15 protein-coding genes and 1 pseudogene are annotated in these 14783 nt (G+C 61.5%); 8 read left to right on the top strand and 8 right to left on the bottom strand.

What is annotated here, in order from left to right; translation table 11 throughout:
* Positions 1 to 51: 51 nt before the first annotated feature.
* Together AC57B6_RS22060 and AC57B6_RS22055 are read right to left on the bottom strand one after the other, a co-directional pair.
* A complete protein-coding gene (locus AC57B6_RS22060) occupies positions 52 to 750 on the bottom strand; it encodes a dienelactone hydrolase family protein (RefSeq protein WP_106352105.1) in 699 nt (232 codons plus the stop codon).
* Positions 747 to 902 carry a hypothetical protein gene (locus AC57B6_RS22055; protein WP_496422108.1) on the bottom strand — a complete coding sequence of 52 codons (156 nt, stop codon included), beginning with the start codon at positions 900 to 902 and terminating at the stop codon, positions 747 to 749. Before AC57B6_RS22055 ends, AC57B6_RS22060 begins: the two co-directional genes overlap by 4 nt.
* Before the next feature lie 67 nt (positions 903 to 969).
* On the opposite strand from AC57B6_RS22055, the pseudogene AC57B6_RS22050 reads away from it, so the two are divergent.
* From AC57B6_RS22050 to AC57B6_RS22040, 3 genes and pseudogenes are all read left to right on the top strand, one after another.
* Positions 970 to 1220, top strand: a pseudogene (locus AC57B6_RS22050) (nitronate monooxygenase); the annotation flags it as partial.
* A gap of 433 nt (positions 1221 to 1653) precedes the next feature.
* A complete protein-coding gene (locus AC57B6_RS22045) occupies positions 1654 to 2799 on the top strand; it encodes a branched-chain amino acid ABC transporter substrate-binding protein (RefSeq protein WP_028197779.1) in 1146 nt (381 codons plus the stop codon).
* A 141-nt stretch (positions 2800 to 2940) separates the two neighbouring features.
* Positions 2941 to 3957 carry a cupin-like domain-containing protein gene (locus tag AC57B6_RS22040; RefSeq protein ID WP_281662663.1) on the top strand — a complete coding sequence of 339 codons (1017 nt, stop codon included), beginning with the start codon at positions 2941 to 2943 and terminating at the stop codon, positions 3955 to 3957.
* A gap of 93 nt (positions 3958 to 4050) precedes the next feature.
* Here AC57B6_RS22040 and AC57B6_RS22035 read toward each other — a convergent pair whose 3' ends face one another.
* Positions 4051 to 5652 carry a collagen-like triple helix repeat-containing protein gene (locus tag AC57B6_RS22035; protein WP_496422107.1) on the bottom strand — a complete coding sequence of 534 codons (1602 nt, stop codon included), beginning with the start codon at positions 5650 to 5652 and terminating at the stop codon, positions 4051 to 4053.
* 257 nt (positions 5653 to 5909) lie between these two features.
* Positions 5910 to 7121 (bottom strand): MFS transporter, encoded by a 1212-nt coding sequence (locus AC57B6_RS22030; protein WP_496422106.1) that lies wholly within the window; start codon positions 7119 to 7121, stop codon positions 5910 to 5912.
* A 131-nt stretch (positions 7122 to 7252) separates the two neighbouring features.
* Here AC57B6_RS22030 and AC57B6_RS22025 point away from each other — a divergent pair, with 131 nt between their 5' ends.
* The 3 genes from AC57B6_RS22025 to AC57B6_RS22015 all read left to right on the top strand — a co-directional run bounded on the left by AC57B6_RS22025 (position 7253) and on the right by AC57B6_RS22015 (position 10117).
* Positions 7253 to 7915 (top strand): HugZ family pyridoxamine 5'-phosphate oxidase, encoded by a 663-nt coding sequence (locus tag AC57B6_RS22025; protein ID WP_496422105.1) that lies wholly within the window; start codon positions 7253 to 7255, stop codon positions 7913 to 7915.
* Between the two features lie 397 nt (positions 7916 to 8312).
* Positions 8313 to 8615: an H-NS histone family protein gene (locus AC57B6_RS22020; protein WP_028197784.1), complete on the top strand. Its 303-nt coding sequence runs from the start codon at positions 8313 to 8315 to the stop codon at positions 8613 to 8615.
* 257 nt (positions 8616 to 8872) lie between these two features.
* Positions 8873 to 10117, top strand: a complete 1245-nt coding sequence (locus tag AC57B6_RS22015) for a cation diffusion facilitator family transporter (protein WP_183798729.1) — start codon at positions 8873 to 8875, stop codon at positions 10115 to 10117.
* 57 nt (positions 10118 to 10174) lie between these two features.
* Here the strand turns inward: AC57B6_RS22015 and AC57B6_RS22010 are convergent, their stop codons facing one another.
* The 3 genes from AC57B6_RS22010 to AC57B6_RS22000 form a co-directional block, all read right to left on the bottom strand.
* On the bottom strand, positions 10175 to 10633 hold the full coding sequence (locus AC57B6_RS22010; protein WP_012431468.1) for an Lrp/AsnC family transcriptional regulator: 459 nt from the start codon (positions 10631 to 10633) through the stop codon (positions 10175 to 10177).
* A gap of 90 nt (positions 10634 to 10723) precedes the next feature.
* Complete coding sequence (locus AC57B6_RS22005; protein WP_028197786.1) at positions 10724 to 11353, bottom strand: 3'-5' exonuclease family protein; 630 nt, start codon at positions 11351 to 11353, stop codon at positions 10724 to 10726.
* Positions 11350 to 11994, bottom strand: coding sequence for an MBL fold metallo-hydrolase (locus AC57B6_RS22000; RefSeq protein WP_028197787.1), 645 nt, complete (start codon positions 11992 to 11994; stop codon positions 11350 to 11352). The genes AC57B6_RS22005 and AC57B6_RS22000 overlap by 4 nt, the downstream gene beginning before the upstream one ends.
* A gap of 638 nt (positions 11995 to 12632) precedes the next feature.
* Between AC57B6_RS22000 and AC57B6_RS21995 the strand changes: the two genes are divergently transcribed.
* Positions 12633 to 13235: a septal ring lytic transglycosylase RlpA family protein gene (locus tag AC57B6_RS21995; RefSeq protein ID WP_496422104.1), complete on the top strand. Its 603-nt coding sequence runs from the start codon at positions 12633 to 12635 to the stop codon at positions 13233 to 13235.
* A 211-nt stretch (positions 13236 to 13446) separates the two neighbouring features.
* On the opposite strand, the gene rsmI is transcribed toward AC57B6_RS21995, so the two are convergent.
* Complete coding sequence (gene rsmI / locus AC57B6_RS21990) at positions 13447 to 14325, bottom strand: 16S rRNA (cytidine(1402)-2'-O)-methyltransferase (protein WP_030100036.1); 879 nt, start codon at positions 14323 to 14325, stop codon at positions 13447 to 13449.
* Between rsmI and AC57B6_RS21985 the strand changes: the two genes are divergently transcribed.
* Positions 14324 to 14767, top strand: a complete 444-nt coding sequence (locus tag AC57B6_RS21985) for a YraN family protein (protein WP_496422103.1) — start codon at positions 14324 to 14326, stop codon at positions 14765 to 14767. The genes rsmI and AC57B6_RS21985 overlap by 2 nt on opposite strands.
* The last annotated feature ends 16 nt before the right edge of the window (positions 14768 to 14783 follow it).

Here is a 14783-nt window from a genome sequence, read left to right as displayed (position 1 = left end):
TTGCCGGTTGCAGCCTCGGACTACAAGCGGGCGTTCCGACCCTGCCGTGAATTACAGGCGCTCGCCAAGGAAGGTCAGCGTGCGGCCATGCGCGAGCGCCGCGGCGTGCTGGTTATATGACGCGCGGTCCGAGCAGTTGAAGCCATGATCGGCGTTCGGATAGATGTTGAATTCCGCATCGGTGCGCCCGGCGAAGCGTTCCTGAATCTGGCCGACGGCCGACAGCGGAATATGCGCATCGAGTTCGCCGTAGTGGAATTGCATCGGCACCTTGATCTTCGCCGCCTCTTCGAGCTTGTTCTGGATGCCGCCGCCGTAGTACGCAACCGCGCCGTCGAGCGAACCTTGCGCGGCCGCCAGATACGCGAGCTGGCCACCGAAGCAGAAGCCGATCGCCGCAATCTTGCCGGTCACTTCCGGCATGGCGCGCAAGGCCGCAGCCGCTGCGCCGATGTCGGCCACGGCCTGCTCGACGTTGGTCTTCTGCATCAGCTCGATGCCCTTCGTGCGATCCGCGCCGTCGTAGGTCAATTCGACGCGCGGCTGGACGCGCCAGAACACATCCGGTGCGAGCGCGACGTAGCCGTCTTGCGCGTATTGATCCGCGACTGAGCGAATATGGCTGTTCACGCCGAAAATCTCCTGGATGATGATGACGGCCGGTCCCTTGCCGCCTTTGGGCAGCGCCAGATAGCCGCCGAAACTATCGTTGCCGGCGGGAATGTCGATCCAGCGGGAAGTCGTGCTCATGTTGCTCTCCATTTACCAGTGCGTTGATGCGTGAGGTCGATCTGAATGAATGCCAGAGGCGTGAATGCCTTAAGCGGGCCGGTCAGTTTGCCATCAAAAGAAACGCCCTGCAGCGAGCCCGAGTGTGGCCCGGTGACGCTTGCGGCGCTCATGGTGCGCTGCTGATCTCGTAAGGCGATTGAAACATTCTTGATAATTCATTTTCTCGCGCTCACATGCAATCCGTTGATGCTGCGCTTGAGCGAGTCGATGAATAAGGTCGCGCCTTATCCGGTGCAAACGCCTTGACGCAGGAACTACGGCAAATCGCGAGCCGTGCGGAGAAAAGCGACTATCTGTCTCTATGGTCAGGCCAAGGCGCGCCGCTTGGCCGGAAGCGGCGGCAAGGTCTCAGGGTCGCGGAACGGGTCCGGCGGCTCGCAGAGGAATGGCAGGGCGCGGCCACGCGGATCGCGGCCTTCGAAGCTTGATTCAAACTAGTTCACTGGCGTCTCCCAGCACACTGCGGAGCGCCTCGTTTTTAAGCACAAAGCCTATTCGAAACATTAACGGTTCAACACGCCAAAAGCTTTAGGGCGTGTTGTTAGACGAACGGCTCACCTGGCGGAAACCCGCATGGGCTGGTGCTTTCCAGCCTATCCTTCCGATTTGAATCGGCTCCTGGTGGATAAACGCTATTAGTGTTCATCCCACTTCCTCAAAAAAGTCCCACAATTTAATTTGTTGGCCTACACTTGCGCGCAAGTACGGTTTGCCGCCTGTCACAAACAGTCCGGTGAACGTGCTGGCCAAGTGCATGAACGATGCAACCGGCGTGGTCGTCCACGGGACTGAGCGACACGTGTAGGGAAGCGGGGGCACAGGGCGATTACGTTGTTTTTGGGACCGAAACTGGAGACTTACATGAACATCAAGATTCAAAAGCTGTTGCCGATCAGCGCCGCGGCCATGCTGTTTGCGTCGTTGGCAACCGGCGCGGTGGCGGACGAGGTCGTCAAGATCGGCCACGTTGCACCGTTGACCGGCGGCATCGCTCACCTGGGTAAAGACAACGAAAACGGCGCGCGTCTGGCAGTTGAGGAAATCAACGCCAAGGGCCTGACGATCGGCGGCCAGAAGATCACGCTGCAACTGGATGCACAAGACGACGCAGCTGACCCGCGTACGGCTACGCAAGTCGCGCAGAAGCTGGTTGACGATAAGGTCGTCGCAGTGGTCGGCCACCTGAACTCGGGCACCTCGATCCCGGCTTCGAAGATCTATAGCGATGCGGGCATCGTGCAGATCTCGCCGTCGGCGACGAACCCGGCCTACACGCAACAGGGTTTCAAGACGACGTACCGCGTCGTGGCGACCGATGCGCAACAAGGTCCGGCACTGGCTAACTACGCCGCCAAGACCATGAAGATGAAGAGCGTCGCGATCGTCGACGACTCGACCGCTTACGGCCAGGGTCTCGCCAACGAATTCGAAAAGACCGCCAAGTCGCTGGGCCTGAACGTGATGTCGCATGACGCGACGAACGACAAGGCTGTCGACTTCCGCGCGATTCTGACGAAGATCAAGGGCGAAAATCCGGACGCGATCATGTACGGCGGTATGGACGCAACCGGCGGCCCGTTCGCCAAGCAAGCCAAGCAACTCGGCCTGCGCGCGAAGGTTCTGGCTGGCGACGGCGTGTGTACCGACAAGCTGTCGGACCTGGCTGGCGACGCAACCGACAACATCGTCTGCTCGGAAGCCGGTATGGCGCTCGAGAAGATGGCTGGCGGCCCGGCGTTCCTCGCCAAGTATCAGAAGCGTTTCGGTCAGCCGATCCAGATCTACGCTCCGTTCACGTATGACGCTGTGTACATCATCGTCGACGCTATGAAGCGTGCGAACTCGACCGATCCGGCGAAGATCCTGGCAGCGATGCCGTCGACCGACTACAAGGGTGTGATCGGCGAAACCACGTTCGACTCGAAGGGCGACCTTCAACACGGCGTGATCTCGCTGTACAACTACAAGGCAGGCAAGAAGACGCTGCTCGACGTCGTCAAGATGTAAGAACCGCATGACCGGAGACAGCTTTGTGGGTCTTCGGTCAAGCAGTTAAAAGGCACGCGCGCCGCATGGCTAGCGTGCCTTTTCTTTTGGAGTGCGGGCTGCGAAGCTGGCGGGTATGGGAACATTGTTTGGGAGAATGCCGTGACCACTGCGATCCATTCGATCGATAATAGCTGGCGCCGCTGGATTACTGAGAATCTGCTGCTCGATGCGCCGCCCCCTGCTGTGCACGGTGCGCTGGTCGGGCATGGTTTCGATCCGGCCGAAGCCGCACACGAAATCGAGACCGCGCTCGCGAGTCCTTACTTCGAGGGTGCCGCGCGTTTGCGCAATCGTTTGCGCAAACGCGAATGGATATTGTCGGTGTACGGCGCGCTCAATCGCATGCGTGCCGGAAGCGGCGAGATCGAACGGCGCGAGCGCTTATCGCGCAACGAATTCTTTGAGCAGTACTACTTTCAGAACCGGCCGGTGATCATCACCGGCGCTTTCGATTTCTGGCCGGCGCGAACGCAGTGGAGCTTCGATTACTTTCGCGAGCGCTGTGGGGATTGCGAAGTCGAAGTGCAGTTCGGGCGCGAGTCGGACGCGGATTATGAAATCAATCAGCCGAAGCTCAAGCGCATGATGCGTTTCGCCGATTATGCCGATCTCGTCGAGCGCAGCGGCCCGACTAACGATTTCTACATGACCGCCAATAACACCTCGCACAATCGCGCGGCACTGGCGGCGTTATGGTCCGATGTGCCGGTTATCGGCGAATATCTCGATGCCGGGTCGCCCGATACCGGCTTCTTCTGGATGGGGCCGGCTGGAACGAAGACGCCGTTTCACCATGATCTGACCAATAACTTCATGGCGCAGGTGATTGGCCGAAAACGGATCAAGCTGGTTCCGTTATCCGATACGCCGCATATGGTGAATATGCTGCATTGCTATTCGCAGGTGGACGGCAGTGCGATCGATTACGAGCGTTTCCCGTCGATGCGCAATGCTCATTTGATCGACTGCACGCTCGAACCCGGCGAATTACTCTTTTTGCCGATCGGCTGGTGGCATTACGTAGAAGGGCTGGATGCAACGGTGACGATGACCTACACCAATTTTCTGCAAGGTAACGACTTCTCGCGCGATTACGCGACGTACCACGAGGTGTGATACAGCGATAAAAAACAGCGAGCCGGTTGACCCGGCTCGCTGCCCCCCCTTCAACGCTTGTTTTGCCGCGTCGTTATTTGCTGTCGTTATTCGTCACTTCTTCGGCGCCAGAGCGCCCAGACCGCCGAGCAAACCACCCCCTGTCGTGCCGCCCGCCGAGCCCGCCGTACCGGTCAATGCGCCGGTGACGGTGTTCAGCAGACCGGTGATCGGTGCCAGCGGATTGCTGGCGCCCCCGCTTCCACCGGTGCCGCCCGAACCTGCCGCCGATCCAAGCGCGCCTGTCAGCGACGAGACCGCCGACGTCACCGGTGCCAGCGGATTGCCGCTGCTGCCGGCCGCGCCGCTCAGGACGCCGGTGACCGAGCTGACCACGCCGGTTAGCGGTGCGAGCGGACTGCCCGAGCCGCCGGTGCCGCCGGAGAGTCCGCCGAGACTGCCGGTCACTGTGCTGAGAACGTTGGTTAGCGGTGCAAGCGGGCTGCCCGAACTGCCGCCGGCGCCGCCGAGACTACCGAGACTGCCGGTCACCGTGCTGAGGATGTTGGTCAGCGGCGCAAGCGGACTGCTCGAGCCGCTGCCGCCGGTCAGGCCGCCGCTCAAGGTGCCGGGCAGCGCGGTGAGAATGCTCGTCAAAGGCGCGAGCGGATTGCCGCTCGTGCCGCCACTGCCGCCCGGATTCAGAATTCCGGTGAGACCGCCTAGCGGGTTGCCGCTGCTCGAACCACCTGCCGTCAGCAGGCCGCCGGCGGACGTGACGGTGTCGCCGAGCTTGCTCACGACATTGCCGAGGTTCTGACCGATCGGATTGTTCGTCGCGCTGCTCACCTGGCTGCCCGCGCTGTCGAGGCCATGACCGATGGTCGATAGCAGACCGTTCAGCGGCGCGCCGAGACCCGTCGTATCGCCGACGGTTTGGGTCGTCTGCGCCAGCGTGGTGGTGATCGGCGTGATCGCGGTGCTGACGGTTTGCGTCACTTGCTGGATCGGGCCGTTCGTCAACTGCGAGGTCAGTTGCGTGCCGAGGCCGCTGACTGTATTGCCGAGCGTCGAGACCGTGGCGCCGAGCGGTGTGGTCAACGGACTGAGCGGCGCGGTGGGGCCGGTGCCGAGACTCGTCACGAGCTGGCCGGCGCTGTTGACAGCCTGGCCCGCGTCATAAACCAGATTGCCGCTGCTCGCCAGCGTCGTGCCAAGCGGGTCCTTGGCGTTGCCGAGCTGGCCGAGGCCGTTCGCCGTGCCCGTGCCGAGCGCTGTGACGCCTGCACCGAGATTCGAGACAACGTTGCCGAGCGCGGTCGTGGTGGCCGGGTTCGCGCCGGGGATCGGCGTGAGGCCGATCTGGTTGCCGATCGCGGAGACGGTCTGGCCGGTCGTGCTGACTACATTGCCGGTGTTCTGGACGACGACTCCGATCGGATTGGCGCTCGATGGCGTTGGGGTTGGCGTTGGAGTAGGCGTCGGAGTCGGAGTCGGAGTCGGAGTCGGAGTCGGAGTCGGAGTCGGAGTCGGAGTCGGAGTCGGCGTCGGCGTGGGTGTCGGGGTAGGTGTCGGTGTCCCGCCACCGCCGCCTGCTCCGGCGCCTGCCCCTCCGCTCGAGAGGCCCGGGTTGAGCGTCGAGGTTCCGCACCCGGTCAGTAAAATCATCGACGTCACGCACATGGCGATCGCCGACAGTTTGAAATTGCGATTCATGGTCTGCTCCCCCGTAATTTGGAAACTGCTGGGAAGCTAACTGCAAGGCTTATGCCATTCTCGCTTGGACGACTAGATTGTCGAATAAACTCATACAAATCAATGATTTGGTTGAGTTGGAGAGGGGCGGAAAGCGCGTTGAGGCCGCCGATGTGGTGGGGAACACGTCAGTGTGCAGGCCTCGCGTAACGTAACGCAAGGTTGCGCGTTTTCGTATGGCGCGAGTTCAGCCGATGGAGCCGCAGTGCACGTCTGCGTCAGATCTTCAAACGCCGCAACACCTTTGGACCAGTGATCGCAATCAGCGCCGAACACACGGCTACCACGGACAACCCGATCGGCAGACTGGTTACCTGGGTCACCGCGCCGATCATGACCGGCCCGAACAGCAGCCCGAAGTAGGCCAATCCGGCAACATGCGCGAGTCCTTCGGCCGCGTGAATGCCTTTGACGCTCGCCGCTGCGGCGAACAGCACCGGCATCATGTTCGCGAGCCCAAGACCCATTAGCGTGAAGCCGATCAGCGCGGCAACCGGATGTGGCAGCAATAGCGCGCCGACCATCCCGGTGCAGGCAAGCGACGCGCTCGCCATCACCAGTTGCGGTGCGCCGAAGCGGGCACGCACGGCGTCACCGGCGAAACGCGCCGCGGCCATGCCGCCGGAAAACGCCGCGTACGCCGCGCTCGCGAGAGCCGGCGTAGACAGCACGACGTCGCGCATGTACACGGTGGCCCAGTCGTACATCGCGCCTTCTGCGATTAACGCGACCAGCGCAATCGCACCGAGCGCCCACAAGGCTGGCGATCGCCAGCGATTGGCGCGCGGCGTGGCTGCGTCGGGATCATCGGCGTGCGGCACATGTGGCAGCACGGATGGGCACGCTGCGATCAGCACCAGTGTGCTGACGGCGGCAGCCAGCGCGAGGTGGACAGCCGGCGCCATGCCGCGCGCCAGCAAGGCGCCGCCTGCTGCCGCGCCAAACATCCCACCGAGGCTGAACATGCCGTGCAGCGCTGACATGATCGGCTTGCCGAGCGCCTTCTCGACAGCGCTGGCTTCCGCGTTCATTGCGACGTCGAGCGTGGCCATGCCGGCGCCGAACACGGCCAGCACGATCAGCAGCATCCAGTAAGCCGGTACGATCAGGATCAGCGCCGCACACGCGGTCATCACACAGCCGCCGGTCAGACAGGCGCGGCGTGTCCCGACCCGGGCGATCCACGGAGCGTTCGCCGCCATCGCGGCGATCGAGCCGCCGGCCACGGCCAGCAGCGCGAACGACAGCATCGCCGGATTCAGATGGAAGCGGTCGCGCACGGTTGGCACATGCACCCCCCACGACGCGTACATCATGCCGGCAATGAAGAACACCGCCATCGTGGCAATCCGGGCGCGCTGGCGTGCGGTGTCGGAGAGATCGCGATGAGCGGCGGGAAGGGAGGCGAATTCGGACGAACGGTCGGACACTGAAATCTCGTGGAAGCGACGCGTGAGAAAGCGCCTTGTAAGCGAATTTCCGATTCTAACGAAGCTCGCTACCTTATGCTTGAAGGCTCGAAGCGAATTGATCCAACACTTATCTATCGAGGACCGCGCACGTGAACATTCCCGCTCACGCTCCGCTACATCTGCTGCATAAGGCGGCTATCGGTACGCTCGCCACCCACGCACGTCAGCCGGAGGGTTTTCCTTATCCTTCAGTGCTGCCGTTCGCGCCGGACCCGCAACACCGCCCGACAATTCTCGTAAGCCGGCTCGCCGAGCATACGCACAATCTGCACGCCGATCCGCGCGCCGGCTTTCTGGTAGTCGACGCGCCTGAGGACGACGTGCTGAGCGGAGAGCGCGTCACTTTGCTCGGTACGTTCGAACCGGTCGACTCGACTCCCGACGTCGTGCAGCGCTATCTGCGCTATCACGCGGACGCGGAGCGGTACCTGCTTCTCGGCGATTTCACTTTCTGGGCGATGCGGCTCGAACGGTTGCGCTACATCGGCGGTTTTGGCGCGATGGGCTGGCTGGCCGGCGCCAAACTCGATCCTCTGCCGCCACTCGATTTTGACGAAGAAAATGCGCTGCTCGAGCACTTCACCGCTCGTTCGTCAGGCACCCGGGGACTTCAGTTGCTCGGCATCGACCGATATGGCGCCGATCTGAAGCGGGACGGCGTGCGCACCCGTTTTGCCTTTGACGATGCGAAACGCAGTACCGAAACCTTGCATGCGGCGCTTGAAGATTGCATCCAGCGCCACGCTAATTAGGCCTTGATTGCTGTTTTGGGGAAAACACTCATGCTGCAATAACAATGCAGCGTGGACGCAGCAATATGTTCCGATGTTTCATGTAAAAGCTTTCATGGCATGAAATGTTGGTGTGATTTCTTTATCTTAAATTTCATTTTTTGATAGTTAATTCAGCCATTACTGATGCGAGGCTGCTGTTTTCAGCAAAATGCGAAAATTAGCTATTTGAAAGGGACCGCGTAACATCGCCGTCGCTTGAAATTTTTTGAAACGAATTCGGATTAATTTCTCGACGGTCCTTTTGCAGTCTTTCTATTTTGTGTTAATCTCGCCATCAAATTCCGAGGCATGATCACCTTCAAAGGGCAAGCTGGCTTAAGACTGGCAGTCATTTATCCAAACCACAAGGGAACCTATGTCGTCATACAAGGAACTACTCGCCCAGCGCGAGAAGCTCGAAAAGCAGATCGAAGAAGCAAAGTCACGTGAATACGCTGAAGTGCTGAATGAGATCAAGCAGAAAATGGCCGATTACGGCATTACTCTGGCTGAACTCGGCGGTGGCCGTGGTGCCAAGGCTGCTAAAGCCGGTCGTCCGCGCGCTGGTGTCGCGCCGAAGTATCGCGACCCGGATAGCGGCAGCACGTGGTCGGGCCGTGGCAAGCCGCCGCGCTGGATTGCAGGTCTGGATCGCGAGAAGTTTTTGATCCAGAAGTAATACCAGTACCGTCAATCAGCCACGCTTATAGCGTCTGCTGTTTGCCAGAAAAAACCGCGTACCGTTCAGGGCGCGGTTTTTTTTTCGCCCTGAAAATTGTTGCGGTTCTTTGTCGCAGGTACTCCATGAAACTGGAACGCGAATGCTTTTCGTTTAGATAAGCAACTGATTTAAAAGGATTTTTTTGTCTCTCCCCAGCGCATATCGAGGTGCCGCGGGTAGAATGCAGGCATTGAACTTTTTCATTCGATTCAAAGATGCCCTCCACCGCCGCCGTTCAGTCCGCCGAGAAACATCGCGTCGCGCGTAAAAGCACTTTTGTCAGTATTGCGCTCAATACGGTGCTGATGGCGCTGCAAATCGTCATCGGGGTGTTTGCCCATTCCCAGGCGCTGGTGGCCGACGGTATCCATTCGTTGGCGGATTTGATTTCCGATTTTGTCGTGCTAATCGCCAATCGGCACAGTGGCGCCAAGCCTGACGCGGATCACAATTACGGACACAGCCGCTATGAAACGGTTGCGTCATTGTTTTTGGGCGCGCTGCTGATTGTGGTCGGCGTCGGTATGTTGTGGCGCGCCGGAACACGTCTCGCCGATTTGCAAAGCATTCCCGCCGTGCATATGAGCGCGCTCGCGGTCGCGGTGCTGGTGCTGATTTCCAAAGAGAGCCTGTTTCGCTACATGCTGCGCGAAGCGCAACGCGTGCGTTCAGCCATGTTGATTGCGAACGCTTGGCACGCCCGCTCGGACGCCGCTTCGTCACTGGTCGTCGCGCTCGGCATTGTCGGGAGTCTTGCGGGCGTGCGCCTGCTCGATCCGATCGCCGCGGCAATTGTCGGCTTTATGGTGGCGCGCATGGGCTGGACGTTCGGCTGGGACGCGTTGCAGGATCTGTCCGACCGGGCGCTCGACGAAGCCGCCTCCGCCGACATGCGCGCGCTGTTGCTCGCGACACCCGGCGTGCGCGACGTGCACGAAATGCGTACCCGCAAGATGGGCGACTTCGCGCTTGTCGACGCGCATATTCTGGTGGACCCGCTGATCTCGGTCTCGGAAGGGCACTACATCGCCGAATCAGCGCGCTTGCGCTTGCTGACCGACAACCGTGTGCTCGACGCGCTGATCCATGTCGACCCGGAGAATGACGCGATCGCCCGCCCGCCTGTCAATCTGCCGGCGCGGGAGCGAATCGTCGCCGAAGTCAAGGCGGCGCTGGCCGCGGGCGGCGCGAAGGCCGAGTCGGTCAATCTGCACTACTTGAGCACGGGGCTCGATGTCGAAGTGGTTTTGCCGGCGTCGGATTCGCGCGCTGCCCAGCGGGATGCACCTGCCCTTGCCGGCGTCGATCTGGACGCGCTCAGGCGCAGTCTGGGTGCCCGCAAGCTGGAGGTGCGACAACGGTTGGACCTATTAACGGACAGGAGCGACGCCTCGACGGAAGCCAGGCTGGATCAGGCCACAACCCGGATCAAGGCCGCGGAACCGCACGGCAACGCCTGAGTGGCGTCGCGCGAATCGAAAAACCGTTCGGAATGCCTGAACCGCCGCTCTACCACTTCACAGTGGCAGTTGCGTATCGAATTTGATTTCGCGTAGCACGACGCTCGTGCGCACCTGAGCAACGGCGGGAATCTTGAAGATGCGTTCGTGCAGAAAGCTGTCGTAGGCCTTAATGTCCGGCGCGACGATCTTGAGGATGTAGTCGGATTCGCCGGTCGTGCTGTAGCACTCGGTGACTTCCGGGCAGGTGGCGATTTCCCGTTCGAACTGCTCGACCCCGCCTTCGGTATGGCGCGTGAGATGGATATGGGCGAGCGCGCAGACGTGCAGACCCAGCTTTTCGCGGTCGAGCAAGGCCGTGTAGCGCTGGATCACTCCAGATTGCTCCATGTCCTTGATACGGCGCCAACATGGAGTGCTCGAGAGGCCGACCTGGTCAGAAATCTCTTGCACGGACCGGCGTGCGTCGAGCTGCAGCAGGCGCAGGATTTTTTGTGAGAACGTATCGAGTGTCAACTGCGCCTCCGTTGGCGTCGCCCTATCAACGCATGGTAGAGGTCTCGAAAACGAAACGCAATGTAAAACGGCTTCGAGGAGGGAGATTACCTAATTTGCCGGTTCCTCAGCGGGGTTTTGTCCTGTGCCGTCCCCTTCTTGACTCGCCGCCGGCATGGCTGCCTGAATTGCGCGCAGATCCTTGAGCATGTTGCAGAACAGGGCGCCCTGTTCGATCGCATCGTCCAACGCGACATGCGTATGCGGGTGTTCATCGAACCAGTGCTTCGGGAAGCGCGGCTTGATGTTCTTGCGGTACGGCAGGCCGGTCAGCGCGAAGGCCAGCGTCTTGATGTCGAGCGCCGACCACGAAAACGGGCAGCGGCCGACAAAGCGCATCATGTACCAGAACATATAGGTGAAGTCGAAACCCGCCGGCATCGCCACGAACACCGGTTTGCCCGGCAACGCCTCGACCCATTCGACGTAGGCTGTGAGGGCGGCCTGCGGATCCTGCAAATCCTTGCGGCAGGCCTCCCACGCTTCCGGCTGCGTCTTCCACCATGCTTCCTGCACCGGATGCGGCGTGGCGCCCTCGAGCAGCTCCAGATTCGCCGAGAAGGTGGCGATCAGCTGCTTGTCCTCCGTGTACGCGGCGGAGGCGAAACTAAGCATCGAATGCGGACCGGGAATCGGGCCGTCCGCTTCGACATCCGTGCTCACATAGATTTCGCCGCTCATGCCACGACTCCGTCGGCCACGTACGGATTGGTGCGGCGCTCGGCGCCGAACGTGGAGGTGGGGCCGTGGCCCGGTACGAAGGTGACGTCGTCGCCGAGCGGCCAGAGCTTTTCGCGGATCGCGCGGATCAGGTCGGCGTGATTGCCGCGCGGAAAATCCGTACGGCCGATCGAACCGGCGAACAGCACGTCGCCCACCAGCGCGAGCCGATGTGCGCGGCTGAAGAACACCACGTGGCCCGGTGTGTGGCCGGGGCAGTGATAGACCTCGAGGATTTCGTTGCCGAATTGCACGGTCTCGCCGTCTTGCAGCCAGCGGTCCGGTTCGAACGCCTCGGCAGCGGGAAAGCCGAAGCGCGTGCTTTGATCCGGCAGCTTGTCGAGCCAGAAGCTTTCGTCGGGATGTGGGCCTTCGATCGGCACGCCGTAATGCGTGGCGAGCGTCTTTGCGCCGGCGCAGTGGTCGATGTGGCCGTGCGTGAGGAACACTTTTTCGACTGTCACATTCTGACGCGCGATCTCACCCTGGATGACATCCAGGTCGCCGCCCGGATCGACGACGGCCGCGCGTCCGGTTGCCTCGCAAACGAGCAGCGAGCTGTTCTGCTGGAATGGCGTGACGGGGATCAAGGTGACTTTCATGGGTGACGGCGCCGCTGGAAAAACGTTGATTGTACCGGCGTCTCGTCGATACTCGCCGAGGGCGCTGAAGCCCCGTCACAGCAGGCTTTCGGGTGCCCATTTTTGCAGCACGAGTGAAAATTCTTCAAGGTTTTCAGTCGCTTGTCATCCCAAAAATTTGTTTTGGGTATAATGCGGTCCATGCACAAGGAATTGTGCATGCCACAAGGCGATGCGTCCCCATCAAAAATGGGCACGCGGATTGCCACTCAAGTATGGGCTGCAGCAGTTTTTGCAGCCGTCAAGTATCGATGCTTTCGATGCACACGTCTTACCCAGCCAGGCGCCGCGCGCCTGCAACGGACTTAAGTGCCGTGACGCTGGGTGGGGCCTACGCCGCTGTTCCTGTGCGCTGAGTTACGCGCGCAAGAACGTGTTTGCCACGTTCGATGGCGGCATGTGGGGTCTGGTCAGGCTGCCGGGGACAGGTTGCGCCAGACGTGAAAATTAACCGTGCGGTAGCGGCTGTATGAGCCGCATCCGGGCTTTGACGTACTGCGCTTTTCCGCGCGGCGCGTTGTCGTCCATTGCCGCCGGAGTCGCAGGCAACACGCTCAACTTTTCGCGTGATGCGGCTCGACAATTTGATTGCACGTCTTATGAAAACTCGGTTATCCCGTGGTCTGGGGACTATTTTTGCCTTTTTTGTGCTGGCCGGTTGTGCTACGCCTCCGGGCGCGAACACTACGGCTGATAGCGGCGCTCCGCTGAGCACGAAGAAAGTGCAAGCAGGCTCCTTCGGCCCACAAGCTTTTGGCAGCGCGCCGGCCTCCGATGCCGCCGCCAAAAGCCCGTTGCTGGCCGATGCCAAGCCGCTAACGGACGAAGGTTCGGACATTTCGGACTTTGAGCAAACCGGGCGCGCCTCATGGTACGGCCGAGGCTTCCATGGCCGCCGCACCGCCAACGGCGAACGCTACGACATGCACGCGCTTACGGCCGCGCATCGTACGTTGCCGCTCGGCTCGTATGTTCGCGTGACCAATCCGGCCACTTCGCGCTCGGTCGTCGTTCGTATCAACGACCGTGGCCCGTATGCGCGCGGCCGGGTGATCGACCTGTCGATGGCCGCCGCAAACGCGCTCGATATGCGCCACGCCGGTACGGCGCGCGTCAAGATCGAAGGATTGACGCGACAGGAAGCTCGCGCTGAGATGAATGAAACGCTGGCGTCGAACTCCGGTCCGAACGCGGAGAAATAATTTAGTGGCTGCGGGCGCGCCGCAAGCGCATTCGTAACGCCTGGCTGCACGGCGGCAACGCATGTCGTGTCAGCCGAAAGACGAAGGGCCGCATCGCGCGGCCCTTTTCTATTGTTCGTCAACAGCAGGTGAATGCATGCCGCCCTTGGATCCCGGCGATCAGGGTTCGCGCCGCGAGTCCGATTTGCCAGCGGACATTCCTTCTCGCGCCTTATTCCTCGTCTTTCTTCAGCGCCAACGCGCGCGTATAGAGCGCGTTGCGCGACGCGCCGGTGAGGGTCGCCGCGACCTTTGCCGCGCTGCTCACCGTCAATTCTTCTAGCAGGATGCCCAGCAGCGCGTCGTGATCGTGTTCGCCGACGGCTTCCGGCTGTGCGCCTTCCACCACCAGAACGAACTCACCGCGTTGCCGGTTCGGATCGGCGGCGAGCCACGCTGGCCCTTCGGCCAGGGTGCCGCGGTGCAGCGCTTCATGTAACTTCGTCAATTCGCGTGCGATCAGCAGCTTGCGTTCGCCGCCGAATGCGTCGGCCAATGCCTGCACCGTTTCGACGATCCGATGCGGCGCCTCGTAGAACACCATGGCATGAGGATGCTTTGCGAGCGGTTGCAGCGCGGCGGCGCGGGCTTTGGCCTTCGGCGGCAGGAAGCCGAGGAACGAGAACGTTGCGACCCAGTCGCCGGCCGCGCTCAAGGCGGTGGCGAGCGCGCTTGCGCCAGGCAGCGGAATCACCGGGAAACCGGCTTCGCGCACCGCGTCGACGAGTTTCGCGCCGGGGTCCGAGATGCCCGGCGTGCCCGCATCGGATACATACGCCACCCGTTCGCCCGCTTGCAGATGTTCGATCAGGCGTAGCGCCGCGGCCCGCTCGTTGTGCTGATGAACCGCGACGAGCGGTTTCGAGATGCCGTAGCGCGCGAGTAACTGGCCCGTGTTGCGGGTGTCTTCGGCGGCGATGCGATCCACCAGTCCGAGCACATGCAACGCACGCAGCGTCACGTCGGCGATGTTGCCAATCGGCGTGGCCACCACATAAAGCGCGGCGGCAGGGTACTGCTGCCCTTGCGCGAGTTCGGAGAGAGGAGTCATGAGGCAGAAAACGCAGACAGACGGAACGAGGCCGACATTGTGCCACCCAATCCGGCCGCACAACTTTTCGAGACCAGCCGGGTCCAAACTCGTCGGCGCGGCTTTCGAGGCGCGCGCGATGGAGTTTTTGCAACGGCAGCGTTTGCGCTTCGTCGCGCGCAATGTGCTGTGCCGGGGCGGTGAGATCGACTTGGTGATGCGCGACCGTGACGGTGCGCTGGTGTTCGTTGAAGTTCGCGCGCGTGCGCAGCGGCATTACGGCGGTGCGGCCGCGAGCATCGGGTGGCAGAAGAAGCAGCGTATCGTGCGTGCTGCGCGGCATTATCTGGCTACCCGCTGCAGGCATTCGCACGACGAGCCTGCCTGCCGTTTCGACGTGATTGCGTTCGAAGCCGGCCGGCTCGTATGGCTGCGCGATGCTTTTCGCGCGGACGAAGTCTGACGCAGTGCGCGGAGAA

This window comes from Paraburkholderia sp. BGA-UO-ETr-F12 (assembly GCF_059567945.1).
The sequence above is the reverse complement of the archived record's forward strand: the minus strand, read 5'-3'. Positions and strand labels throughout refer to the sequence as shown.